Here is a 24,109-nt window from a genome sequence, read left to right as displayed (position 1 = left end):
GGGTTCCCGGGGCGCGCCGAAGCCCGGACGGCGGGACGCCGATCCGGGACGCCGACCGGCGCGCGAGCCCCTCGCGGGCGGGCCACTTCTGGGGCAGTCCTCGGGCATGGCGGTGAGAGCGAGCCGGGACGGCCGGCCTCCGGTGCGCCAGGGGGGCGCGGCTCAGGACAGCGCGAGGGCGCGCAGCGTGATGGCGACCGCGACCAGGACGAGCACCACGCCGGCGCCGCCGAGCTGGTACGCCGTGCGGTGCCGGCCGCGGGGGGCGTAGGCGAACGCCAGGGCGACCAGGGCGCCGCCGACGAAGCCGCCGAGGTGGCCCTGCCAGGAGATGTTGGAGCCCACGAACGTGATCACCACGTTGATGCCGATCCACAGCATCAGCTGGGACACGTCGGCACCGGACTTGCGGCCGATGATCAGCAGGGCGGCCATCAGGCCCCACACGGCGCCGGAGGCGCCGAGAACCGGCTGGTACTCCCCACCGAACCACAGCACCGCGGCCGAGCCGGCGAGCGCCGAGAGGAGGTAGAGCGCGAGGAACCGGGCGCGGCCCAGCACGGCCTCGAGCTGCGGCCCGAGCACGTAGAGCGCGAGCATGTTGAAGGCGATGTGCAGCAGCGAGACGTGGGTGAAGGCCGACGTCAGCACCTGCCACACCGCGCCGTCGGCGACGCCGGGCAGCCACTCGCCACCACCGCCGGTGCAGGCCTCGCGCGCGACGTCGAAGCCGCCGCGGCCCTCCAGCCAGCACAGCCCGTTGGGGCGCAGCATCAGCCAGTCGAGCAGCCGGCTGTCCCGGTAGCCGCTGAGCACCACCAGCGCGAAGACCGCGACGTTCAGCCCGATCAGGGTCAGCGAGACGACCCCGGGGCGGGTGGTCGGACGACCGCCGTACGTCGTGCGCGCCTGCCGGGTGGTGCGGGCGCCCTCGGCGACGCAGTCCGGGCACTGGAAGCCCACGGCGGCGTCGCGCATGCAGTCCGGGCAGATCGGCCGGTCACAGCGCTGGCAGCGGATGTACGACTCCCGGCCGGGGTGCCGATAACAGGTCGGCACCCCGGTCTCGGGAGTCGGAGGTTGCGTCATGCGAGATGCAGTGCCTCAGGCGCCGATGATCTCGACGGACTCGATGACCACGGGCTCGACCGGGCGGTCGCCGGGGCCGGTCTTGGTCGTGCCGATCGCGTCGACCACGTCGCGCGAGGCCTGGTCGGCGACCTCACCGAAGATCGTGTGCTTGAAGTTCAGGTGCGGCGTGGGGCCGACCGTGATGAAGAACTGCGAGCCGTTGGTACCCGGGCCGGCGTTGGCCATGGCGAGCAGGTAGGGCTTGTCGAAGGTGAGCTCGGGGTGCGGCTCGTCCTTGAACGTGTAGCCGGGGCCGCCGGTGCCGGTGCCGAGGGGGCAGCCGCCCTGGATCATGAACCCGTCGATGACCCGGTGGAAGGTCAGGCCGTCGTAGAACGGGCCGGTCTTGCCGTTCCCGGCGTCGTAGGACTTCTCGCCCTTGGCGAGACCCACGAAGTTCGCGACCGTCTCCGGCGCGTGGTTCGGGAAGAGGTTCAGGACGATGTCGCCCCGGTTGGTGTGGAGGATGGCCTGCTGGTCAGCCATGTCTGCCCTTCTGCTGAGTTCGGTGGGGGTGAGGGGAGCCCGCCGTCCGCGGCCCGTCGTTGTCGAAACGCGTCGGTGGGTACTGCACCCTCGTGCGACGAACGCGTCGTCGCGCCGTCGATCCTCGCACGGGCCGCAAGTTGCCCGCCGCCCCGGTCGCTCCTGGTCCAAGCCGGGGGTGAGGTGATCGAATGGCAATGACCGAACGAGAGGAAGTGACGCAATGCGTCTCCGCAAGAAGAAGTCCCTCCTCGATCAGGCCTCCGACTACGTGGTGACGGTGCGGCCGCAGGTCGAGTCCGCCGTAGCGCAGGCCCGCGAGGCCATCGGTGAGTTCGTCGAGGACACCGCCCGCCCGGCCCTGACCGACGCCCGGGACAAGGCCGCTCCGGCGCTCGCCGACGCCCGCGTGAAGGCGGCGACGTACGCCGCCGACGCGCGCGAGAAGGCCGGCCCCGCGCTCGCCGACGCCAAGGCGAAGGCGGCCCCCGTGGTCGCCTCCGGCGTCGCGCTGGCCGCCGAGAAGGCAGTGGCCGCCAAGACCATGGCGGACGCGAAGCTCGCCGAGCTGATGGCCGAGCCCGAGCCCGAGCCGAAGAAGGGCGGGAAGGTCAAGAAGATCTTCCTGGTCGGCGTGCTCGCCGGTGCGGTCGGCTTCATCGTCAACCGGCTCCGCGGCGACTCCGGTGGCGACAACTGGCAGTCCTCGTACGTGCCGTCCCCGCCGCCGACGGCCACCGAGGACGACCACGGGGGTGCCTCGCCCGACGAGGCGATCGCCGACTCGACCGGGGGCGCTCACGCGGCCACCACGCCGGACGACCCGGCCGACGTCGTCCCGATCGACGACCGCCCGTAACACCAGCACCCGCACTGACGACGACCGGCCGGAGGCGAGCCTCCGGCCGGTCTGGTCGTTTCTAAGGGTTTGCGTCTAGGGCTGGGCGCTCGCGGCCTGGGCCTCGGCCAGGTCGGCGGCCTCGTCGGCGCGCACCCGCTGGACCGCGCGGTGCTCGGCCCAGAAGCTGAGGACCGGGATCGTGCCGCACAGCAGCGTGACGATCGTGAAGGTCGGCTCCCAGCCCTCGCGCCGGGCCAGGAAGAACGCCGAGCCGAGGAAGATCATGTAGAGCCAGCCGTGGGCGACGCCGAGGTAGCCGCTGATCGCCTCGCCGAACTCCTGCCAACCGGAGCCGGGACTGACCAGCTCGGGGGTCGAGGGGAAGATCCCCCACATCGAGCTGCCGTCGAAGTTGCCGAGCGGGACGCCGATCAGGCACAGCACGATGAGCAGGACGCCGACGATGTAGGCCATCACGCGGTAGGCGAGCAGCGGGCGGTTCACGCCACCGACGCTACCGCGCCGGCGCGCCAGGCTGCGGCGTACCTCGGCCGGGGCCAGCAGGGTCGTGGTCCCGGCCACAGCGCCGCCGGCGGCCACCGACGAGCCGTCCGCAGCGGCTCCGGCGGCGACCTCCTCGGCGACCCGCCCCTCCAGCGCCACGGTGTCGCGCGCCCAGCGCCACCACAGGAACACGACGAAGCCCCCGAACAGAAACCACTCGAGCGCGTAGAGGAAGTTGCGCAGCCCGCTGAACGCCGCGGTGGTCGGGAGCTGGTCGAGCTCGGCCGGCTCGAGACCGGCGGTGCCGTCGTTGGTCGCCGCGGCGCCGGTGGGCCAGTCCCCGGGCGCCACCTCGTCGGCGACGATCGCGTAGGCGCCGTAGAGGTCCTGGTCGACGTGCTGGATCAGGTCGGCGGTCCGCACCTGCGGGAGGATGTCGTCGGTGCGGTCCTCGTCGGCGACGTTGGTGCCCTCGGTGGGCTGCAGCCACGCCACGAGCTCGGCGCTCCCGGTCGGCGGGGCCGGCGCGGTCTCGACGTCAGCGGTCCAGCCACGCACGATCGGCAGCGCCGGACCGTCGGGCTCCCCGATCGCCAACGGGGTCACGACCCAGTAGCCGTCCCGCCCGTCGCTCTCGCGCCCGGAGACGTAGACAGTGCTCTCCGGCAGCCAGGTGCCCGCCACCACCACCGGCTGCCCGACGTCCTCGCCGGGGAACGGGTCGTCGGGGCCGATCACGGCGGCGAGCGGCTCGGGCTGCTCGCGTGTCAGGTCCGCGGCCGAGTCCTCGCGCACGGCCTGCCACGACTCGAGCTGCCAGAGGCCGAGGAGGACGGTCACGGTCACCGCCGCGAGGGCCAGGAGGTGCGCCCCCCAGTAACGCGGGGCAAGCAGCGTCGGCACGCTCTCATGGTACGAGCGGCGCCACGGCCGGCGCGCTTCCGGGGCGACGCCGTGGGAGCCGGGTCACGCAGGGCGACAGGCACCTGCACCTGTCGCCTGCCTGGGCCGACCCGGGGGTGGCGTGATCGGCCACCCATCCGATCAACTTGCTCGCGGCCCGATCCATGGCTGCGTCGTGGCTAGGAGGTGGCCGCTTCTCTTTCAGGTGTCCGATGTCAACTCCTCGTACGGACAGTCAAGGCGTCGCCCGAGCCAGGCGTTGCCATGCTGCCTAGGGGTGTCGGTGTGGACGGTGCTCGCCCGCCGGCCGCCGGCCAGCGGACATTGGATAAGTCAGTCGTGATGCAGAACAGACCCGCTCCACCACATCAGCCGCCTCCGTCACCGGGACGTGCTCCCACACCCGCACCAGGGACCAGCCGGCCTCACGAAGGGCGCTGTCGTAGAGCCGGTCTCGTTCGACGTTGCGAGCCAGTTTCGGGCCCCAGTACCCGGTGTTCTGAGTCGGCGGCCTGCCGTGGTCCGGACAGCAGTGCCAGAAGCACCCGTCCACGAACACGGCCACCTTCGCGCGGGTAAACACGATGTCCGGGCGCGGGTTGATCGTGCCAAGGTCGAGACGGAGGTCCTTGCGGAACCGGAAGCCGCGCCGGTGCAACTCGGAGCGGAGCGCCAGTTCCGGCTTCGTGTCGGTTCGGCGGTTGGCCCGTGCCCAGGCGGTGCGGCTCACGCCTGCAGTATGCCTCGACATGACATCGAACACTTGCTCGAACGACACGCCCGGGTTAATGCCTCCTGTCGATGGTCGGGACCGTAAGCTATGGGCCATGCCCGCGAGTTCGCCGACGTTCCGATTCATTGACCTGTTCGCAGGGGTGGGTGGGTTCCATGCCGCGCTCGCCTCGTATGGCGGAAAGTGCGTGTATGCGGTTGAGGTCGACAAGGCAGCCGCCTCTGTCTACGAGCGCAACTGGGGGCACCCGGCGCTCGGCGACATAACGAAGGACGCCGACAAGGACGAGGGTCTGATGAAGGTCCCCGCCCATGACGTTCTGGCCGCTGGATTCCCCTGCCAGCCGTTCAGCAAGTCAGGCGCCCAGCACGGTATGGACGAGACTCGCGGAACCCTGTTCTGGAACATCGCCTCGATCATTGAGGCACACCACCCCAAGGTGGTGCTGTTGGAGAATGTTCGGAACCTCGCGGGACCTCGTCACATCCACGAGTGGGATGTCATCATCGAGACCTTGCAGGACGAGGGTTACCGCGTGTCCGAGACTCCCGCGATCTTCTCTCCACACCTGCTCCCACCCGAGCGGGGTGGGCGCCCGCAGGTCCGCGAGCGGGTATTCATCACCGCCACTCACAACCCTGAGGGCATCGGCGAAGGCTTGCCCGTCCACCCGGTGGCACTGCCAGGCGACAGCATCGACGGGTGGGGGCCGCAGGAATGGCACCTCGAGGATCTGCTGGACGACTCACACAACATCGCCGGCTGCGACCTCACCCCCGCGGAGCAGTCGTGGATCAACGCATGGGATGAATGGGTCCAGCACTGGTACGAGGCGACCGAAGGCCGACGTCCGCCCGGGTTCCCGATCTGGGCCGACGCGTGGACTGAGCACAACCGCGTGGTCAAGCACTTCGGGTTCGTGCCCGGCTACCGCGACCTCATGGAGGACGATCCGACGCTTCCTAAGTGGAAGGCGGGTCACCTGGCCAAGAACTACGACCTGTACGCCCGACACCGCGGGTGGATCGACGTATGGGCGAGGAAGTGGAACATCTACACGGACTTCCCGCCCTCCCGCCGGAAGTTGGAGTGGCAGGCCCAGGACACCCCGCGCCTGTGGGACACCGTCATGCACTTCCGTCCGAGCGGGATTCGGGCCAAGCGGCCGACCTATCTGCCTGCCCTGGTCGCGATCACGCAGACGTCTATCATCGGTCCTCGCCGACGTCGTCTCTCCCCTCGGGAGACTGCACGGCTGCAGGGTCTACCCGACTGGTTCGACTTCGGCGACCAGCGCCCCGCCGCTTCGTACAAGCAAATGGGCAACGGTGTGAACGTCGGTGCGGTCTGGCACGTAATGCGTGAGCACGTCATGCGAGACGAGGACGTACTCAAGCACACCGCCGCGGGACGAAGGATCATCGCCGCTGTGACAGGCGCCCCGCCGAGCCCGGACGAGATCCTTGGCTCTATGAAGTGAGGCCGGTGAGTTTGCCGACGAGTGCCTCGAATTGCTCGTCGCTGAGCGTGCCGTCTGAGTGAAGTTTCTTCGCCTGCTGGATCTGAGCCACGATCGACTTGTCCTCCGCCGATGCAGCCGCGACGTCTACAAACATCGTGCGCAGGCGCGGGAAGTTGCTGTTGTCCACGATCAGGCGTACCGCCTCCAGGCCGGGGTCCTTGACCGCTGCTCCGGGGTTCTCGGGCATGGTGAACGGGATGACGCAGTCCGCGTGCAGCACCGCAAACCCGGCGACATCGGCCTTGGTAAGGCTGGTGGAGTCCTTGTGCCAGGCGACCACCTCAACCATCTCGGGATGAGCCTCGGGGTTCACGTACACGATGCCGGGGAGATCGGGCGACAAAAAGACAGTGTCAACCACCAGGCCGAGGCCAGGCCCGCCCTGACCGTTGGTGATCGTGAACTTGCCGCCTCGCCGGTACGAGGTCTTGACCGACCAGAGACCCTTGGCCTCCGCAAGCACCGAGGCAGTGTCGTGGCCGTCGGCGTTGTGACCATCGGGCATGGTGACCAGCCCTGCGCGGTAGGCCGCCAGCGTGATGATCCACTCGCCGATGCCACCGGTGATGAATCGCAGGCCGCGATCAGACGGGTTGTAACTCTCAACGGCGAGCCGGTAGGCCCACTCCAGCTCGGTCCTGAGGGACGGGTCCTTGAGGAACGCGGCGCGGAGCGCTTCGAACTCAGAGGATCCGCTGCTCGTTCCGATCACCGCCGCAGACTACTCAGCTGGTGTTCAGGCGTCCCAGAACCCAGAATTTTTACAGCCTCAAGATCCAGGTGGGCAGTAGCACCGATCATCGCGCCTGTTCTGCCGCATTGAAGTAGTCCCATACCGAGGCGAGAGCCTCGGAGGAAGCGGCGCGTGACTCATCGGACAGCTGTCGGAGTCCTTTGCCATTCAGTTTCAGATACTCGGTGTCACCCACTGTCTTCGAGAGGACAACCCTGCAGGAACCGGGTCGATCGCGAGCAGCGCAAGATCGAACAACGTGTGTGGATGTCGGCTCGCAACAGCAGGCCGTTCGTCACGACATTCGATGCCGGCACGCGATACGGACGGAGGTGAGCTGCTTCGAGCCCAGCCTCCGTCCTGGTGTCCGTAACCGCGCACTGGCCGTCATATGCGGCCAGAAGCGACGCCCGAAACACCTGCTGGCCCCTTCGAGCGACGATCTGGCGAGTCACCCGTTGTCGGGCGTCGTAGTCGTCCTGCGGAATTGGCCAGGCTCTTCGCCAAGCGTCTCCTCGGCGTCATCGGATCGAGCGGATTGGGACAAGTACGAGGTGCTCGGGCTGGCAGTTCCCACGGGCTGGTCGGATGGATACTTCAGTACACGCGCTCGCGGAGCACGCCTACGGGAACACCGTCCTCAACACAGCGTATGAGCCCGGGATTGATAAACTCACGATCGCGCTGGCCTGGATATGCATTCTCCTGGTGGTACGCGAAGTGCCAGGTCCCGTCGTCGCGCTCGTAGAGGTTACCGTCTGGATAAGGACTATCTAGGTTGATCCGAATGCTGACCGCCTACTCCACGTCCCGCGGTTTGAAGATCCCCTTCGGTCGGCTGGACAGGTGAAACATCCGCCCTGCGCGGCCGCGGAAACCCTGTTGCCTCGTCCTCCCGGTCGAGGGACCACTGGAGTCTCTCGGCATGGAGCGGCGATAGGCTGTCCAGATCTAGGTGCGGCACGCCACTGCCTATCACGCACTCCCGACGCAGACCGGCAAGACGACCCAAACCGCGTCTACATGCGACCAATGCTCAGGCGGAGACCGGCTCATGCGTCTAGGCTCCATAGAGCACCCCCAGGAGGATGAGTGAGCACCGAGCCAAAGCTCTGGAACCTTTCCACGTTGAAGTCCGCGAGATACGACGCGAGCGGGAACGTTGAAGTCGACCCAAATAACCCGGTTGTGTTCTCGATTCCACAGTTCCAGAGATCACTGGTTTGGCCCGAGAAGAAGCAGCGGGACCTCATCGCGTCCATTCTCAAGGGCTTTCCCATGGGGGCCCTGCTGCTAGTCGAACACAGGCAGAAGAAGCAGGTGACGCTGCCCAACGGCAGCACGGTCGATGCGACCGTCTACGGAATCATCGATGGCCTCCAGCGCACGAACGCGATCGTGAGCCACCTGCGCCAATCCTTGGCCTTCGCCACGGAAGAAGCAGTCGAAAGTGTCGAGTTCGACGCATTTCACGCTGATCTCAACGCCGAGGCCGGCGGCGGCATCGATGCTGACGCGCTCATGAGTGCCGTCGTGGGCTGGATGAGTGAGACCAAGGTCCCCGAGCCAGTTAGCGGATTCGACTTCGACACCTTGCTGGATAGCGTCGCCGCGGGCCTTGAGATCAAAATTTCCGCGCAGTCTAAGAAGACCCTCAAGCAAGCCGCTAGCGCGCTCATCCAGTACATCGGCAAGCGCGTCGACATCAGCAATTACCAGATCCCAGTGCTCGTCTACAAGGGCTCGCCAGCGAACCTCCCCGACATCTTCGAGAAGATCAATACCGCAGGCACCATCCTCTCGAAGTACGAGGTGTTTGCAGCCGCCTGGGTGTCGACTCAAGTCACGGTCAAGGACACCGACGTGCAAGCGGCGATCGCACGTCGCTACAAAGTGCTTGAGGACGAGGGGTTCGACGTCGACAACGGGGGCGGACAGGTCTATAGCCTGTTCGACTACCTCCATGGCCTGAGCCAGGTTCTGGGTGAGCGGTACCCGCTGCTCTTCTCGGCGGCCGACGCCAAGAGGAACAACCTCTCTGGCGCGTTTCCGCTCGCGACGCTAATGCTTGGCCGAACGCTCGACAAGATGAACGAGCTCCACACGTTCTTCCCGGTCGACAACTCCGGACACCTTGAGGTCGATGCGTTCGAGAAGGCCGTCCTCGAGTCTGCCAAGTTCGTAAGCAAGTGCCTCGAACCACACCTTGCCTTCAAGTTCGTGAGTGACACGGAGGCGCCGGCTCACAGCGAGCTGCAGATCGTCTCGATGATCGCTGCCGTGGCCGCCAACCTGTTCGACCACAAGAAGAAGTTCTCCGACCGCGGCTCGGAACCAGTGCGGACCGCCCTCAAGAAGAAGTTCCAGGAAGCACTACCCCAGCACTACATCTACGACATCATCCGTCAGTACTGGCGCGGCTCCCTCTACACCTACGCCGCAGAGCGCGTCTGGAACGGCGCGGCGCCGTCGAAGGTCTACGCGACGCCCGTCGATGCAAACTCGTTTGATGCAGCCATCAAGACCCTGGAAACCGAGCAAGCGGCGAAGGTGTCTCACCGGCGCAGCAACGTGACGTCCTTCGACCGGGTCTTCCTCAAGTTCGTCTACTCGAAGAAGGTGAGCGTCGCCGACCAGGCGGCGCACAAGTTCGACGTCGAGCACTGGCTGCCGATCAAGCGCCTCCAGGAAATCACCAAGAACTCGGACCCGTGGCCAATGGGCATGATGGGGAACCTCGGGGTGCTGACCGTCGGGTCAAACCGGCGGAAGAAGGACGAGACGGTTAGCGAGTACTTGGGCCGGAGCACCAGGAAGCCGACGCCCGCCGAGCACGCGCTGATCAAGAAGATGATGTTCGTTCCCGTCGCCGACATCAGTATCCCCAAAGGCACGGACGGCAAGGACAAGATGACGCGGGCCCAGTACGACAGCATCGTCAGGAAGAACTGGCGTGCGATGTGCAAGGACCTTAAGAAGCACATCGGGCTCTGATCGTCTCCCAGAGGAGCCCGTGCGATCGAGGGTGACCTCGACCGGGACGGGGCGCGGGAGGGACTTGTCAGGGCGTGGCTCTAAGGCTGGGGTCAAAGGCGCTCACCCGTGGTGGGGCGCCACGAGGTCGCCGTCATGCGCGTCCGGAATCGCGCCAGCCGCCGGGCGCCGGCGGGGAGCAGCGGCTAGCGTGAAGCGCCCCAGGTTTGATGCCGCATCCTTGTGAGTTGGAGGGATGCGAACCATGCCGAAGAAGATCGATCCGCAGATCAGGGAGCGGTGCGTGCGGCTGGTCCTGGAGCAACTGCCGGAGGACCCCTCACTGACTGCGGCTGCTGAGTCCGTCGCACGCCGTGAGGGCCTAGGCAAGGAGACGATGCGCCGCGCCAGGGCGCCGCGGGCGAGGAGCTCGCTGAGGTCGGGGAACTGAAGGCAAGGTCCGCCGGCTCGAGGAGGACAACGAGATCCTGCGCAGGACCTCGATTTTCTTCGCGGGGAACTCGCCCCCCGCAATCGCTGATCGTCGCGTTCGTCGACGAGCCGCGGCTGAGGACCACGCGGTCGAATCGACCTGCCGATTTCTGCGTGAGCAGGGCTGTCAGGTCGCCGCGCGGACCTACGCGGCTGGGCGCGCACCAACCGTCCGGTCGCGGACCGCACGATCAGCGATGCGCTGGTCCTCGACCAGGTCCGCGACCGGCCGTGGCGGATCGACCACGGGGGGGCGTGCGCCGGATGACACCCGAGGGTCTCTACGAGCGTCGGAAGATGACCGCGCTCGTGCGCCGCTCGGCGCCGGGGACCTCGCCCGGACGCGTCTACCGAGCGATGAGATCGTTTGGCCTACACGGAATCCGACGCTCGAAGGGGGTCCGGACCACGATCCCGGCCAAGGCGGCAACCGGGCCGACGATCTGCTCGACCGTGATTTCACCGCTGTCGCGCGAACAGGACCTGGGTCAGGACGCCACCTACGTCCGGACCTGGGCGGGGTTCGTCTACGTCGCGTTCGTCCTCGACGTATTCGCCCAGAGGATCGTCGCTTGGACATGGCACCCACCAAGGCCGTCGAGCTGGTCGACGTGCCCGTGCGGATGGCGCTGTGGCAGCGCGGGCGTGAAGGAAACCCGATCGCGCGCGGTGAACGGATCGGCCACGCCGACACCGGGTCCCAGTACACCTCCATCACGTTCACCGATCACCTCGCCTCCGAGGGCATCCGCCCGTCGATCGGGTCGGTGGCCGACGCGTATGAGAATGCGCTGGCGGGTGCGTGATTGGGCTCACAAAACCGAGTGCATCCGCACCACGGTCTTCCACACCGGTCCTTACCGGACCATCCGCGACGTCGAGGCCGCCACCGCCGGCTGGGTCGACTGGCACAACAACAGGCGCCTGCACAGCAGCCTTGGGGTGGCCTTGGGATGATGAGCCCAGTGGAGTTCGAGCAGCCCACTACGCGACTCTCTCAACCGGGGCCGCAACCCGTATAGGAGCGACGGAGAACTTGGGCCGCTTCAGTGAGCACGACCCCAGGCTGACCTGGGGTTATGTCGGTGGAGCCTAGGGGACTCGAACCCCTAACCCCCTGCTTGCAAAGCAGGTGCGCTACCAATTGCGCCAAGGCCCCCGGTGTGGGACGGGGATCAGCCCCGGGCGGAGCCGCCGTTCCGGGTGACGGAGTCGGTGGCCTCGGCCCACAGGGCCTCCTCGGCGCGACCCTCGTCGAACTTCTTCTTCGCGAAGGCGGCGCCGATGCCGGCGAGGAGCAGCCAGACGAGCTTCTTCATCGAGCCTCCTGTGCGCGGGGCGCCGACCTGGTGGTCGTGCGTGGTGGGCCTAACAGGACTTGAACCTGTGACCTCTTCCTTATCAGGGAAGCGCTCTAACCGTCTGAGCTATAGGCCCGCTACCGGCACGCGCCGGCGGTCGGCCCGAGGGGGCCGACCGAGGGGAGAGACTACCCCACCCCGGAGGAGCCGGACAAAACGGCGTCCCCGGGGAGGGGCGGTCTCAGTTGTCCTCGGAGAGGGTGACCTCGACGCCGCCCAGCAGGGCGGCCGCCATGTTGTACAGGAACGCGCCCAGGGTGGCGACCGCGGTCAGCAGTACGACGTCGACCACCGCCACCAGCATCGTGAAGCCCACGACCCGGGTGGTCCCGAGGTAGTTCTCGATGTCGAAGTCGGCGCCGTCGTCGCCGCCGACGATGTCGCGGACCGAGGCGTTGATCGACTCCCAGACGCCGGCGGCGCCGAGGACCGACCACACCATCAGGACCGCGACCACCGTGACGACGCCGAAGGCGATCGCGAGCAGGAACGAGGTCTTCATCACCGACCAGGGGTCGACCCTGGTCAGCCGCAGCCGCGCCCGGCGCGGGCGCCGCTGCTGGTCGGGCTTCGCGGTCTGGGCGTTGGAGCGGTGCTCCTCCGCGGCGCCGGCGAGCCGGCCCTGGATCCGCTGGCTCAGGGGCGGCCGGACGGCTGTGTCGTCCGGGCCCTCACCCGGGGCTGGGCGGATCGAGGTGGTCTCGGCGGAACGGTCCGGCATCAGACCTCATCCCTCGGCTCGTCGTCGGTGGTCCCATCGATTGTTGCATCCGCTTCCGCATCCGACGAAGGCGTCTGCGCTGCGGCCGCCAGCACCACGGGGTCGGTGACGGCGCCCTCGGCAGCCTCCTCGGCCGCGACCGCGGCGGCCTCCTCGACCTCGTCCTCGACCTGGGACTCCACGGATCGGGCCACGACGGCGACGCTGTCGTTCTTCTTCGGGCTCACGAACTTCACGCCCATCGTGGAGCGTCCGGTGGGCCGGAAGTCCTCGTTGATCGGGCTGCGCACGACCTGGCCGTTGGCGGTGATCGAGAGCACCTCGTCACCGTCCTCGACGATGAACGCGCCGACCAGGCCGCCGCGGTCGGTGTTGGCCAGCGACATCGCCTTGATGCCGAGCCCGCCACGCGACTGCAGGCGGTACTCGTTGATCCGGGTCCGCTTGGCGTAGCCGCCGTCGGTGATCGTGAAGACGTACTGCGGCTTCACCTCGGCGACCTGCTCGGTGCTGGCCTCGACGCCCGCAGAGTCCTCGTTCTGCTCGGCGAGGCCGGCGGCCTCCTCGGCCGCGACCTGGTGGGCGCGGATCACCGACATCGACAGCAGTGCGTCGCCGTCGCGGAACTTCATGCCGGAGACGCCCGAGGTGGCGCGGCCCATCGGGCGCAGCTGGCTGTCGTCGGCGCGGAACCGGATGGCCTGGCCCTTGCGGGAGACCAGCAGGATGTCGTCCTCGGAGCTCACCAGCTCGGCGCCGATCAGCTCGTCGTCGTCCTCGCGGAAGTTGATCGCGATGACCCCGGCCTGGCGGGGGCTGTTGTAGTCGCCGAGCCGGGTCTTCTTGACCAGCCCGTGCCGGGTGGCCAGGACGAGGTACGGCGCCTGCTCGTAGTCGCGGATCGCCAGCACCTGGGCGATGCTCTCGTCGGGCTGGAAGGACAGCAGCCCGGCCACGTGGCCGCCCTTGGCGTCGCGCGAGGCCTCGGGGAGGTTGTAGGCCTTGGTGCGGTAGACCCGGCCCGCGGTGGTGAAGAACAGCAGCCAGTGGTGGTTGGTCGTGGCGATGAAGTGCTCGACGACGTCGTCGCCGCGCAGGCTCGCGCCGCGCACGCCCTTCCCGCCGCGCTTCTGGGTGCGGTACTGGTCGGCGCGGGTCCGCTTGGCGTAGCCGCCGCGGGTGATGGAGACGACGAGGTCCTCGTCGGGGATCAGGTCCTCCATCGACAGGTCGCCGTCGGCCGCGATGATCTGGGTACGCCGCTCGTCGCCGTACTTCTCGACGATCTCGCCGAGCTCGTCGGCGATGATCTGCCGCTGCCGGGCGACGTTCGCGAGGATGTCGCGATAGTCGGCGATCTCGATCTCGATGGCGGCGAGCTGGTCGATGATCTTCTGGCGCTCCAGCGCGGCCAGGCGGCGCAGCTGCATGTCCAGGATCGCGTTCGCCTGGAGCTCGTCGATCTCCAGCAGCGCAATCAGGCCCTGGCGCGCGTCGTCGACCTCGGGAGAGCGACGGATCAGCGCGATGACCTCGTCGAGCATGTCGAGCGCCTTGACCAGGCCGCGCAGGATGTGGGCCCGGGCCTCGGCCTCGCGGAGCAGGAACTCCGTGCGCCTGCGGATGACCTCGACCTGGTGGGTGACCCAGTTGCTGATGAACTGGTCGATCGAGAGGGTGCGGGGCACCCCGTCGACCAGCGCCAGCATGTTCGCGCTGAAGTTCGTCTGCAGCTCGGTGTGCTTGAGCAGGTTGTTGAGCACCACCCGCGCGACCGCGTCGCGCTTGAGGACGACGACCAGCCGCTGGCCGGTCCGGTCCGAGGTGTCGTCGCGGACGTCGGAGATGCCCTGCACCCGGCCGGAGTCGGCGAGCTCGGCGATCTTCACGGCCAGGTTGTCCGGGTTGACCATGTAGGGCAGCTCGGTGATCACCAGGCAGGTGCGGCCGCGGGAGTCCTCGTCGACCTCGATCACGGCGCGCTGGGTGACCGAGCCGCGACCGGTGCGGTAGGCCTGCTCGATGCCCTGGCGGCCGACGATCAGGGCGCCGTTGGGGAAGTCGGGGCCCTTGATCCGCTCGATCAGCGCGTCCTGGAGCTCCTCGCGGGTCGCGTCCGGGTGCTCCAGCGCCCAGCGGGCGCCCTCGGCGACCTCGCGCAGGTTGTGCGGCGGGATGTTGGTGGCCATGCCCACCGCGATGCCGGCCGAGCCGTTGACGAGCAGGTTCGGGATCCGGGAGGGCAGGACGACCGGCTCCTGCGAGCGACCGTCGTAGTTCGGCTGGAAGTCGACGGTCTCCTTCTCGATGTCGCGGACCATCTCCAGCGCCAGCGGCGCCATCCGGCACTCGGTGTACCGCATGGCCGCGGCGGAGTCGTTGCCCGGCGAGCCGAAGTTGCCCTGGCCCTGGATCATCGGGGCGCGCATCACCCACGGCTGCGCGAGCCGGACCAGGGTGTCGTAGATCGCGGTGTCGCCGTGCGGGTGGTACTGACCCATCACGTCGCCGACGACGCGGCTGCACTTGGAGAAGCCCCGGTCCGGCCGGTAGCCCCCGTCGTACATCGCGTAGAGCACCCGGCGGTGCACCGGCTTCAGGCCATCGCGTACGTCGGGCAGCGCGCGCCCGACGATGACTGCCATCGCGTAGTCGATGTAGGCGCGCTGCATGGACGTCTGCAGCTCGACCGGCTCGATCCGGCCGCCCGGGCCCTGGGGCGCGCCGCCGTCGGTGGGCGTCTGGGTCACGATTGCTCTCTCTCGGTGCTTCTAGCGGTTTCTAGTTCTCGTCTTAGAGAGTCGAATAGCTCCGTAGGAACTGCTCGCCATCCTGCGGACCTCAGATGTCGAGGAATCGGACGTCCTTGGCGTTGCGCTGGATGAACGAGCGCCGCTGCTCGACGTCCTCGCCCATCAGGATCGAGAAGATCTCGTCGGCCTGGGCGGCGTCCTCGAGCGTGACCTGCAGCATCAGCCGCTGGTCGGGGTCCATCGTGGTCTCCCACAGCTCCTTGGCGTTCATCTCGCCCAGACCCTTGTAGCGCTGGACCGGGTTCTCCTTGGGCAGCTTCTTGCCGGCCTCGAGGCCCGCGGCCATCAGCGCGTCGCGCTCGGCGTCGGAGTAGACGAACTCGTGCTCGTGGGGCTTGTTCCAGCGCAGCCGGTACAGCGGCGGCTGGGCCATGTAGACGTGGCCGTGGTCGATCAGCGGCTTCATGAAGCGGAACAGCAGCGTCAGCAGCAGCGTGTTGATGTGGTGGCCGTCGACGTCGGCGTCGGCCATCAGCACGACCTTGTGGTAGCGCAGCTTGTCGATGTCGAAGTCTTCCTGGATCCCGGTGCCCATCGCGGAGACGATCGACTGGACCTCCTGGTTGCCCAGGATCCGGTCCAGGCGGGCCTTCTCGACGTTGAGGATCTTTCCGCGGATCGGCAGGATCGCCTGGATCCGGGGGTCGCGGCCCTGGCGGGCCGAGCCACCGGCGGAGTCGCCCTCGACGATGAAGACCTCGCACTCGGCCGGGTTCGTGGACTGGCAGTCCGAGAGCTTGCCCGGCAGGCCGCCGCCGCCGAGGATCCCCTTGCGGTTGCGCGCCAGGTCGCGGGCCTTGCGGGCCGCGATCCGCGCCTGCGCGGCGGCCTGGGCCTTGCGAACGATGTCGCGGCCCTCGGCGGGGTTCTGCTCCAGCCAGGCGCCGAGCTGGTCGTTCATCAGGCGCTGGACGAAGCCCTTGGCCTCGGTGTTGCCGAGCTTGGTCTTGGTCTGGCCCTCGAACTGCGGCTCGCCGAGCTTGACCGAGATGATCGCGGTCAGGCCCTCGCGGATGTCGTCGCCCTTCACCCGGTCCTCGGGCTTCTTGATCAGGCCCCACTCCTCGCCCCAGTTGTTGACCAGGGAGGTGAGCGCGGCCCGGAAGCCCTCCTCGTGGGTGCCGCCCTCGTGGGTGTTGATCGTGTTCGCGAAGGTGTGGACCGACTCGTTGAACGTCGTGTTCCACTGCATCGCGACCTCGAGCGACATGTGGTTCTCGACGTGCTCGGGGGTCTCGGCCTCGAAGGAGATGATCGTCGGGTTGGCCTTGTCCTTGCGCCGGTTGAGGTACTCGACGTAGTCGACCAGGCCGCGGTCGTACTTGAAGACCTGCTCGATGCCGCCGGCCTCGCCGCGGCGCGGGCCGTCGGCGACGCTGGCCTCGGACGGGGTGGCGACGGTGTCGCCCTCGATCGCGTCGATGACCTCCTCGGCCGCGGGGCGCTCGTCGCGCACGACGATCTCCAGCCCCTTGTTGAGGAAGGCCATCTCGCGGATCCGGTTGGTGATCGTCTCCAGGGAGTACGTCGTGGTCTCGAAGATCTCCTCCGAGGCCCAGTAGGTGACGGTGGTGCCGGTGCCCTCGCCCGGCTCGAGCGCGCGGACCTGCTCCAGCGGGCCGTCCGGCTCGCCGATCGTGAAGGACTGGCGCCACAGGTGGCCGCGGTTGCGCACGTCCACGATCAGGTGCGAGGAGAGCGCGTTGACGACCGAGACGCCGACGCCGTGCAGACCGCCGGAGACCTTGTAGCCGCCACCGCCGAACTTGCCGCCGGCGTGCAGCATCGTCAGCGCCATCGTGACCGCTGGCATGTCCTGGCCGGGCGCGGTGTCGGTGGGGATGCCGCGGCCGTTGTCCTCGACCTTGACCGCGCCGTCCGCGCACAGGGTCAGCACGATCCGGTCGCAGTGCCCGGCGAGCGCCTCGTCGACCGCGTTGTCGACGATCTCCCAGATCAGGTGGTGCAGGCCGCGCTCACCGGTCGAGCCGATGTACATGCCGGGACGCTTGCGGACCGCCTCCAGGCCCTCGAGGACCTGGATCGCCGACGCGTCGTACGCCGTGTCGACGTTGTTGCTGCGCAGTGGGGCACTCTTCTCCGGGGTCTCGGCAGGATCCTGCTCGACAGACTGGTCCCCAGGCATGGCCACCTCTTCTTGAACGTTCTTGAGCGTGCTCGAGACGAGCGCGACATGAGTCGGGTCGCGCACGGCGACCCAACCGACCATGTTACCCGCCGGCGGGCCCGAATCCACGCATCCACCCGCCGGCTGGGGATGATCGGGGCCGGAACTGGCCGCTGGGGAGCCCGTGAAGGCGGACCAGAGCGTCCCGCAGGGTGCCAGTGAGGGGCCGGTACGTCGGAGGGGCCGCGAGAACGCCTGCGTGGCGGCTCCTGTCGCCGACCGACGCTCAGCCGTAGGTGTCGCGCGGACCGCGGCCGTCACGGGAGGAGCGCAGGCCCTTCTTCCACGTCGGCAGGTGCGGACCGAGGACCTCGATCAGCACCACGACGCCGTGCCCGAGCTCCTCGTTGAGGCGGCGCACGACCGTGGGCGCCAGCAGCCGCAGCTGGGTCGCCCAGGCGGTGGAGTCGGTGCGCACCACGAGCTTGCCGTCCTCGAAGGTCTCCGGCGTGCAGTGCTGGGCGACCTCCGCGCCGACCAGCTCCTCCCACCGGCCGAAGACGCCCTGGACCCGCAGGTCCAGCTCCCAGCCGCGGTCGCCGACCAGGCGCGCCAGCGTGACGTCGAGCAGCTGGGGATCGCGGTCGTCGGGATGCGCGCCGCTGACCCGGCCCCGGCCCGGACCGCCGTCCCGGTTCCCCCGGCGCGGCTTGCGGCGGGCGGCCGGCGAGGAGGACGCCGTCGCCCGCGCGATCGACCGGGCCAGGTCCAGGCCGTCGTCGTCGTGCGCCGGGTCGGCTCCGGCGTCCGGCTCCGGGGTGGCGGGGCCGCTCACGATGCCCTCAGTGTCCTCGCCGGGCTCACCGGGTTCCTCCGGGCGGACCGGGTCAGGACTCACGGGTGATCTCCCCGCCGGCCACGGCGTACCTCGTCCCGGCGAGGGCGGGCGGGACGTCGGCGCCGACCGCGGCGGTGACCAGCACCTGCTCCGCGCCGGCCACCAGCTCGGCCAGCTGCGCGCGCCGCTCGGTGTCGAGCTCGGCGAAGACGTCGTCGAGGATCAGGATCGGGTCGTCGCCGTCGGAGCGCAGCAGGTCGTAGGAGGCCAGCCGCAGCGCCAGCGCGAAGGACCAGGACTCCCCGTGCGAGGCGTAGCCCTTGACCGGGAGGCTCTCCCCGGCGCCGTGGCCCAGGGTCAGCACCAGCTCGTCGCGGTGCGGGCCGACCAGCGAGATCCCGCGGTCCAGCTCGTCGTTGCGGCGCCGCTCGACCTCGGCGAGCAGCAGCCGGGCCAGGTCGTCCCGGTCGGTGGCGCCGGCCAGGTCCAGCGACGCGCGGTAGCCGATCTCGGCGTCGTCCCGGGTCGCGCCCCGGGCGACTGTCTCGTAGGCCTTCCCGACGTACGGCGCCAGCGCGTCGACCAGTGCCAGGCGCTGGGCCAGCAGCTCGGCGCCGGTGCGGGCCAGGTGGTCGTCCCAGACGCCGAGCGTGGACAGCGCCGCCTCCTGCGAGGAGCTGCCGCGGCGCGCGGCCCCGGCGGTCTTGAGCAGCGAGTTGCGCTGCTTGAGGATCCGGTCGTAGTCCGAGCGCACCCCCGCGAGGCGGGGGGCGCGCAGCACCAGCAGGTCGTCGAGGAACCGCCGGCGGTCCGACGGGTCTCCCTTGACCAGTGTCAGGTCCTCGGGGGAGAACAGCACGGTCCGGACCAGGCCGACGATGTCGCGGGCCCGGGGCAGCGCGGCCCGGTTCACCCGCGCCCGGTTGGCCTTCCCGGGGACCAGCTCGACCTCGAGGATCGCGGTCCGCCCGTCGCGGACCACTGCCGCGCGGACCACGGCGCGCTCCGCACCGGATCGGATCAGCGGCGCGTCGGCCGCGACCCGGTGCGAGGAGAGCCGGGAGAGGTAGTCGATCGCCTCGACCAGGTTCGTCTTGCCCTGCCCGTTGCGGCCGACGAACGCGGTGACGCCGGGCTCCAGCGGGACCTCCGCGGTCGCGTAGGAGCGGAAGTCGTGCAGGGTCAGGTGCGAGACGTACAACGGCGGCTAGCTCTCCGCAGGGCTCGACTCGGCGCCGGACCCCGCCTGCCGGGCCGTCTCGGACTGCTCCGGGTCGGTCCGCCCCGCGGACGGGGCGTCGCCGCCCTTGGGGGCGGAGGTCTGCATCGCGTGCCCGCCGAACTGGTTGCGCATGGCGGCCACCGCCTTCATGGCCGGCGAGTCGTCCTGGCGGGAGACGAAGCGTGCGTACAGCGCGGCGGTGATCGCCGGCGTCGCCACCGCGTGCTCGATGCCGGCCTCCACGGTCCAGCGGCCCTCGCCGGAGTCCTCGGCGTACCCGCGGATCCCCTCGAGGTTGGGCTGGTCGTCGAGCGCCGCGACCAGCAGGTCCAGCAGCCAGGAGCGGATCACCGTGCCCTCGCGCCAGGAGCGCAGCACCTCGGTGACGTTCTCGACCATGTCGACCTTCTCGAGCAGCTCCCAGCCCTCGGCGTAGGACTGCATGATCGCGTACTCGATGCCGTTGTGGACCATCTTCGAGAAGTGGCCGGCGCCGACCTTCCCGGCGTGCACGGAGCCGAAGTCGCCCTCCGGCTTGAGGGTGTCGAAGACCGGTTGGACCTTCGCGACGTGCTCCGGGTCGCCGCCGTACATCAGGGCGTAGCCGTTCTCGAGGCCCCAGACGCCGCCGGAGACGCCGCAGTCGACGAAGCCGATGCCGCGGGCGGCCAGCTGCTCGGCGTGCTCGAGGTCGTCGGTCCAGCGCGAGTTGCCGCCGTCGACGACCACGTCGCCCTCGCCCAGGAGGTCGCCGAGCTCGTTGATCGTCTGCTGGGTCGCGGCCCCGGCCGGGACCATCACCCACACGACCTTGGGCGACGGCAGCGCCGCCACCAGGTCGGCGAGCGAGTCGACGTCGGCCAGGTCCGGGTTGCGGTCGTACCCGACGACCGTGTGGCCGCCGCGGCGCAACCGCTCGCGCATGTTGCCGCCCATCTTGCCCAGGCCGATGAGTCCGATGTCCATCTCACGTCTCCTCGTCGTCGCGCACAGGTCCGCTCCCACGCTAGTCCGCCAGGCGTGAGCCGGCCCCGAGGGTCAGGACAGCAGCCGGCGCGGCATCAGGAGGTAGCGGAAGCCCGGGTCCTTGCCGTCCTCGGTGACCGAGCCGCTGATCACCACCGGCTTGGACGCCTGGGTGAAGGCCAGCTCGACAACGGCCTCGTCGATCGCGGTCAGGCCGTCGAGCAGGAACTGCGGGTTGAACCCGGTCACGATGTCCTCGCCCTCGATGTCGGCGGGGATCGACTCCGAGGCCTGCGCCTCGTCGCCGGAGCCGGCGTCGAGGGTGAGCACGCCGTCGCTGAACTTCAGCTGGACGGCGGTGTTGCGCTCGGCCACCAGGGCGACGCGCTTGACCGACTCGACCAGCGCGGCCTTGTCGACCTTCGCGACCGTGAGGTGCTCGTTGGGGAACAGGCTGCGGACCTTGGGGAACTCGCCGTCGAGCAGGCGGGTGGTGGTCCGGCGTACGCCGCCGGCGGCCGCGCCCTCGAAGCCGATGATGCCCTCGCCGGTCCCGCTGGTGGCGAGCGCGATCGTGACCTCGCTGCCGGCGGTCAGGGACTTCGCGGTCTCGCCGAGAACCTTGGCGGGCACCAGCGCGGCCACCGACTCGTCGGGGGTGCGGGGGTCCCAGCCGAGCTCGCGCTGGGAGAGCCGGAACCGGTCGGTGGCCAGCAGCGAGATCGTCGAGCCGTCGATCTCGACGCGGACGCCGGTCAGCACCGGGAGCATGTCGTCGCGCCCGGCGGCGGTCACGGCCTGGGAGACGGCGTGCGCGAACAGGTCGCTCTGCACGGTGCCGGTCGCGGCCGGCATCTCGGGCAGCGCCGGGTAGTCGTCGACCGGCATGGTCTGGAGGCTGAAGCGGGCCGAGCCGCAGGTCAGCGAGACCCGGGTGCCGTCGAGGACCATCTCCACCGGCTTGGCCGGGAGGCTGCGGCAGATGTCGGCGAGCAGCCGACCGCTGACCAGGGCCCGGCCGTCGTCGCTGACGTCGGCCTTCAGCGTCGCCCGAGCGGAGGTCTCGTAGTCGAAGGTGGAGAGCACCAGGCCCTCCTCGGTCGCATCGATCAGCAGCCCGGCCAGGACGGGGACGCTGGGACGGACCGGGAGGCTGCGGGCAGCCCAGGCGACGGCGTCCGCGAGCACGTCGCGCTCGACGCGGAACTTCACGATGTGGTCCTTCAGGGGTCGGCTCTTGGGATCCGCATCCTGCCATGAGGTCGCCCTCGGCGGCAGCAGTGGGCGTTCTTGGCCCAGTTCGCGCGGATCGGTTCGGTTCGGTGCGGGCCGGGCCGCACCGGGTTATCCCCAGGAGGTCGGCAAGTTTGACGTTTCCTGGTCATCGACTGATCTAGAGGTACGTGGGAGTCATAGGGTCGGTGGACTCTGTGGATAACTCGGGTTCGTGCTGGTCAGCGCGGCGAGTCGGGTGCACAGGGGCTGTGCAGGAACTCGTGAACACTCGGACGGCGATGTGGACCCGGCCCCCGGGGGACGTGGTAGTTACCGGTTCGTCCACAGGGTGTCCCCGTGGGTGGTCGTCCCGAATAACAGGTAATCCACATCGACCGGGGGCCGGATCGGCCGGCGCCCACCGCGCGTCAGGCGCGGATCAGGCGTGATCAGGCGAGGGTGAGGGTGACCTCGATGTTGCCGCGGGTCGCGTTGGAGTAGGGGCAGACCTGGTGCGCCTGCTCGGCCAGGGCCCGGGCGTCGTCCGCGCCGAGGCCGGGCAGGGTCACCTCCAGCTGCACGGCCAGCTCGAAGCCGCCCTCACCGTTGTCACCGACCGAGACGTCCGCGACGACCTCGGAGTCGGTGGTGTCGGCGCCGCTCTTGCGAGCGACCGCCTTGAGCGCGGAGTGGAAGCACGCGGCGTACCCGGCGGCGAACAGCTGCTCGGGGTTGGTCGCGCCGCCGGGGCCGCCCATCTCGCTCGGAACCCGGACGTCGAGGTCGAGGAGCCCGTCGGTGGACTGGACGTGGCCGTTGCGGCCGTCGCCGGTGGACGCTGCAGAGGCGGTGTAGGCAGGTTTCATGGGCCCAACCTAGGTCGGGAGCCCTGGCCGGGCCCCCGCCCGCGGGCGGGATCGAGCCGGGTCTCAGGACTGGCGAGCCTGCATCTTGACGCGATTGGTGAGCTCGCTGACCTGGTTGAACACGGCCCGGCGCTCGGCCAGGAGCTGGTTGATCTTCCGGTCGGCGTACATCACGGTCGTGTGGTCGCGGTTGCCGAACTGGGCGCCGATCTTCGGCAGCGACAGCGCGGTGAGCTCGCGGCACAGGTACATCGCGATCTGGCGGGCCATCACCAGGTGCCGCCCGCGGCTGGGACCGGTGAGCTCCTCGATGGACAGGCCGAAGTACGCGGCGGTCTGGGCGATGATCAGCGCGGCGGTGATCTCCGGCTCACCGCCCTCGGGGATCAGGTCCTTGAGCACGATCTCGGCCAGGGTCATGTCGACCTCCTGGCGGTTGAGGTTCGCGAAGGCGGTGACCCGGATCAGGGCACCCTCGAGCTCGCGGATGTTGGTCTGGATCTTCGAGGCGATGAACTCGAGCACGTCCGGCGGCGCCGTGAGCCGGTCCATCGCGGCCTTCTTGCGCAGGATCGCGATCCGGGTCTCCAGGTCCGGCGGCTGGACGTCGGTGATCAGACCCCACTCGAAGCGGTTGCGGAGTCGGTCCTCGAGCGCCTCGAGCCGCTTGGGCGGCCGGTCGGAGGTGAGGACGATCTGCTTGTTGGCGTTGTGGAGCGTGTTGAAGGTGTGGAAGAACTCCTCCTGGGTCTGGGTCTTCCCCTCCAGGAACTGGATGTCGTCGATGAGGAGCACGTCGACGTCCCGGTAGCGGCGCTTGAACCGGTCCTGCCGGTCGTCGCGGATCGCGTTGATGAACTCGTTGGTGAACTCCTCGCTGGACACGTAGCGCACCTTCGCGCCGGTGTAGAGCGAGCGCACGTAGTGGCCGATCGCGTGCAGCAGGTGGGTCTTGCCCAGACCGGAGTCGCCGTAGACCAGGAGCGGGTTGTACGCCTTGCCCGGCGCCTCGGCCACCGCGACGGCCGCGGCGTGCGGGAACCGGTTCGACGACCCGATCACGAAGGTCTCGAAGGTGTACTTGGGGTTGAGCCGGGTCTCGAGCGCGTTCGGCTTCTGGGCCGCCGGGGCCATCGGGGGCGGCAGCAGGTGGCCGTCGCTGGGGACGTGCGCCGGGCGGCGGCTGCCGAGGCCGCCGACAGTCGACATGTCGACATCTCGATAATCTGCCGGCGCCTCGTGCTCGGGCTCGGCGGGGGGAGCCGGCTCGATGATCTGCTCCTCCAGGACCGGGTTCACCGTGACCGCGATCCGGATCTCCCGCCCGAAGGCGATGGTGAGCGCATCCTCGAGCTGGGCGCGCAGGCGCCCCTCGAGCTGGTCGCGGGTGAAGTCGTTGGGCACCGCGATGATCGCGGTGTTGCCGTGCAGGGTGACCGGCTCGCTGGCCCGCAGCCAGGCGCGCTGGTTCGGCTGGAGGTCGCCGACGACGCCCTGCCAGGCAGTGCTGAGCTCGGAGGAGTCCTGGTCCACGGTGCGGGTCCTTCGTCTCGGTGCTGGTCTGGTGCTGGTCAGAGCGTCGGGGTCGAGGGTCTGGGTCGGACGTCTGGGTCGGTGTGGCGTGGAACCGGTCGAGCGTGATCCACATCGCGACCGAGGCG

19 protein-coding genes, 2 tRNA genes and 1 pseudogene are annotated in these 24,109 nt (G+C 69.0%); 4 read left to right on the top strand and 18 right to left on the bottom strand.

Annotated features, from left to right (window positions below):
- Positions 1 to 162: 162 nt before the first annotated feature.
- A complete protein-coding gene (locus tag EBO35_RS00105; protein WP_241153786.1) occupies positions 163 to 978 on the bottom strand; it encodes a rhomboid family intramembrane serine protease in 816 nt (271 codons plus the stop codon).
- A gap of 126 nt (positions 979 to 1,104) precedes the next feature.
- A complete protein-coding gene (locus EBO35_RS00100) occupies positions 1,105 to 1,617 on the bottom strand; it encodes a peptidylprolyl isomerase (RefSeq protein WP_122815928.1) in 513 nt (170 codons plus the stop codon).
- Positions 1,618 to 1,840: 223 nt separating this feature from the next.
- Between EBO35_RS00100 and EBO35_RS00095 the strand changes: the two genes are divergently transcribed.
- Positions 1,841 to 2,476 carry a hypothetical protein gene (locus EBO35_RS00095; RefSeq protein WP_122815927.1) on the top strand — a complete coding sequence of 212 codons (636 nt, stop codon included), beginning with the start codon at positions 1,841 to 1,843 and terminating at the stop codon, positions 2,474 to 2,476.
- A 75-nt stretch (positions 2,477 to 2,551) separates the two neighbouring features.
- On the opposite strand, the gene EBO35_RS00090 is transcribed toward EBO35_RS00095, so the two are convergent.
- On the bottom strand, positions 2,552 to 3,808 hold the full coding sequence (locus EBO35_RS00090; protein WP_164477729.1) for an SURF1 family cytochrome oxidase biogenesis protein: 1,257 nt from the start codon (positions 3,806 to 3,808) through the stop codon (positions 2,552 to 2,554).
- 328 nt (positions 3,809 to 4,136) lie between these two features.
- Positions 4,137 to 4,595 (bottom strand): very short patch repair endonuclease, encoded by a 459-nt coding sequence (locus EBO35_RS00085; RefSeq protein ID WP_241153785.1) that lies wholly within the window; start codon positions 4,593 to 4,595, stop codon positions 4,137 to 4,139.
- Positions 4,596 to 4,692: 97 nt separating this feature from the next.
- On the opposite strand from EBO35_RS00085, the gene EBO35_RS00080 reads away from it, so the two are divergent.
- Positions 4,693 to 6,078, top strand: coding sequence for a DNA cytosine methyltransferase (locus tag EBO35_RS00080; RefSeq protein ID WP_122815925.1), 1,386 nt, complete (start codon positions 4,693 to 4,695; stop codon positions 6,076 to 6,078).
- Here EBO35_RS00080 and EBO35_RS00075 read toward each other — a convergent pair.
- Together EBO35_RS00075 and EBO35_RS20315 are read right to left on the bottom strand one after the other, a co-directional pair.
- Entirely contained in the window at positions 6,068 to 6,832 is a 765-nt protein-coding gene (locus EBO35_RS00075; RefSeq protein WP_122815924.1) for a hypothetical protein, read from the bottom strand. The two genes, EBO35_RS00080 and EBO35_RS00075, sit on opposite strands and share 11 nt — an antisense overlap.
- A gap of 209 nt (positions 6,833 to 7,041) precedes the next feature.
- Entirely contained in the window at positions 7,042 to 7,272 is a 231-nt protein-coding gene (locus EBO35_RS20315; protein ID WP_396954399.1) for an HNH endonuclease, read from the bottom strand.
- 673 nt (positions 7,273 to 7,945) lie between these two features.
- Here EBO35_RS20315 and EBO35_RS00065 point away from each other — a divergent pair.
- Both EBO35_RS00065 and EBO35_RS00060 read left to right on the top strand, forming a co-directional pair.
- Complete coding sequence (locus tag EBO35_RS00065) at positions 7,946 to 9,847, top strand: DUF262 domain-containing protein (protein WP_122815922.1); 1,902 nt, start codon at positions 7,946 to 7,948, stop codon at positions 9,845 to 9,847.
- Between the two features lie 244 nt (positions 9,848 to 10,091).
- A pseudogene (locus EBO35_RS00060) lies at positions 10,092 to 11,340 on the top strand (IS3 family transposase).
- Between the two features lie 64 nt (positions 11,341 to 11,404).
- On the opposite strand, the gene EBO35_RS00055 reads toward EBO35_RS00060, so the two are convergent.
- From EBO35_RS00055 to dnaA, 12 genes are all read right to left on the bottom strand, one after another.
- Positions 11,405 to 11,477: transfer RNA gene (locus tag EBO35_RS00055), tRNA-Ala, on the bottom strand.
- Positions 11,478 to 11,493: 16 nt separating this feature from the next.
- Positions 11,494 to 11,637: a DLW-39 family protein gene (locus EBO35_RS19265; RefSeq protein WP_164477727.1), complete on the bottom strand. Its 144-nt coding sequence runs from the start codon at positions 11,635 to 11,637 to the stop codon at positions 11,494 to 11,496.
- Between the two features lie 41 nt (positions 11,638 to 11,678).
- Positions 11,679 to 11,755, bottom strand: a tRNA-Ile gene (locus tag EBO35_RS00050).
- Between the two features lie 105 nt (positions 11,756 to 11,860).
- Positions 11,861 to 12,400, bottom strand: coding sequence for a DUF3566 domain-containing protein (locus EBO35_RS00045; RefSeq protein ID WP_122815921.1), 540 nt, complete (start codon positions 12,398 to 12,400; stop codon positions 11,861 to 11,863).
- Positions 12,400 to 15,150, bottom strand: a complete 2,751-nt coding sequence (gene gyrA / locus EBO35_RS00040) for a DNA gyrase subunit A (protein WP_122815920.1) — start codon at positions 15,148 to 15,150, stop codon at positions 12,400 to 12,402. The genes EBO35_RS00045 and gyrA overlap by 1 nt, the downstream gene beginning before the upstream one ends.
- 91 nt (positions 15,151 to 15,241) lie before the next feature.
- The gene (gene gyrB / locus EBO35_RS00035) at positions 15,242 to 17,359 is read right to left on the bottom strand and encodes a DNA topoisomerase (ATP-hydrolyzing) subunit B (protein ID WP_122815919.1); all 2,118 of its coding nucleotides are present in this window, start codon (positions 17,357 to 17,359) and stop codon (positions 15,242 to 15,244) included.
- 268 nt (positions 17,360 to 17,627) lie between these two features.
- Positions 17,628 to 18,176, bottom strand: coding sequence for a DUF721 domain-containing protein (locus tag EBO35_RS00030; RefSeq protein ID WP_241153783.1), 549 nt, complete (start codon positions 18,174 to 18,176; stop codon positions 17,628 to 17,630).
- 52 nt (positions 18,177 to 18,228) lie between these two features.
- Complete coding sequence (gene recF, locus EBO35_RS00025; RefSeq protein ID WP_122815918.1) at positions 18,229 to 19,380, bottom strand: DNA replication/repair protein RecF; 1,152 nt, start codon at positions 19,378 to 19,380, stop codon at positions 18,229 to 18,231.
- Positions 19,381 to 19,386: 6 nt separating this feature from the next.
- A complete protein-coding gene (gene gnd / locus EBO35_RS00020) occupies positions 19,387 to 20,394 on the bottom strand; it encodes a phosphogluconate dehydrogenase (NAD(+)-dependent, decarboxylating) (protein WP_263457664.1) in 1,008 nt (335 codons plus the stop codon).
- Positions 20,395 to 20,439: 45 nt separating this feature from the next.
- Complete coding sequence (gene dnaN, locus EBO35_RS00015; protein ID WP_122815916.1) at positions 20,440 to 21,579, bottom strand: DNA polymerase III subunit beta; 1,140 nt, start codon at positions 21,577 to 21,579, stop codon at positions 20,440 to 20,442.
- A 452-nt stretch (positions 21,580 to 22,031) separates the two neighbouring features.
- Positions 22,032 to 22,448 carry an organic hydroperoxide resistance protein gene (locus EBO35_RS00010; RefSeq protein WP_122815915.1) on the bottom strand — a complete coding sequence of 139 codons (417 nt, stop codon included), beginning with the start codon at positions 22,446 to 22,448 and terminating at the stop codon, positions 22,032 to 22,034.
- A gap of 63 nt (positions 22,449 to 22,511) precedes the next feature.
- A complete protein-coding gene (dnaA, locus tag EBO35_RS00005) occupies positions 22,512 to 24,023 on the bottom strand; it encodes a chromosomal replication initiator protein DnaA (protein ID WP_122815914.1) in 1,512 nt (503 codons plus the stop codon).
- Positions 24,024 to 24,109 lie beyond the last annotated feature (86 nt).

Origin of the sequence: Nocardioides pantholopis (genome assembly GCF_003710085.1) — a bacterium.
Lineage (GTDB): Bacteria > Actinomycetota > Actinomycetes > Propionibacteriales > Nocardioidaceae > Nocardioides > Nocardioides pantholopis.
The sequence above is the reverse complement of the archived record's forward strand: the minus strand, read 5'-3'. Positions and strand labels throughout refer to the sequence as shown.

Excerpts from the sequence above, each read along its gene's own strand:
- EBO35_RS00105 (WP_241153786.1), bottom strand. The coding sequence starts at position 978 with ATGCGCGACGCCGCCGTGGGCTTCCAGTGCCCGGACTGCGTCGCCGAG.
- EBO35_RS00100 (WP_122815928.1), bottom strand. The coding sequence starts at position 1,617 with ATGGCTGACCAGCAGGCCATCCTCCACACCAACCGGGGCGACATCGTC.
- EBO35_RS00095 (WP_122815927.1), top strand. The coding sequence starts at position 1,841 with ATGCGTCTCCGCAAGAAGAAGTCCCTCCTCGATCAGGCCTCCGACTAC.
- EBO35_RS00080 (WP_122815925.1), top strand. The coding sequence starts at position 4,693 with ATGCCCGCGAGTTCGCCGACGTTCCGATTCATTGACCTGTTCGCAGGG.
- EBO35_RS19265 (WP_164477727.1), bottom strand. The coding sequence starts at position 11,637 with ATGAAGAAGCTCGTCTGGCTGCTCCTCGCCGGCATCGGCGCCGCCTTC.
- EBO35_RS00045 (WP_122815921.1), bottom strand. The coding sequence starts at position 12,400 with ATGCCGGACCGTTCCGCCGAGACCACCTCGATCCGCCCAGCCCCGGGT.
- gyrB (WP_122815919.1), bottom strand. The coding sequence starts at position 17,359 with ATGCCTGGGGACCAGTCTGTCGAGCAGGATCCTGCCGAGACCCCGGAG.
- EBO35_RS00010 (WP_122815915.1), bottom strand. The coding sequence starts at position 22,448 with ATGAAACCTGCCTACACCGCCTCTGCAGCGTCCACCGGCGACGGCCGC.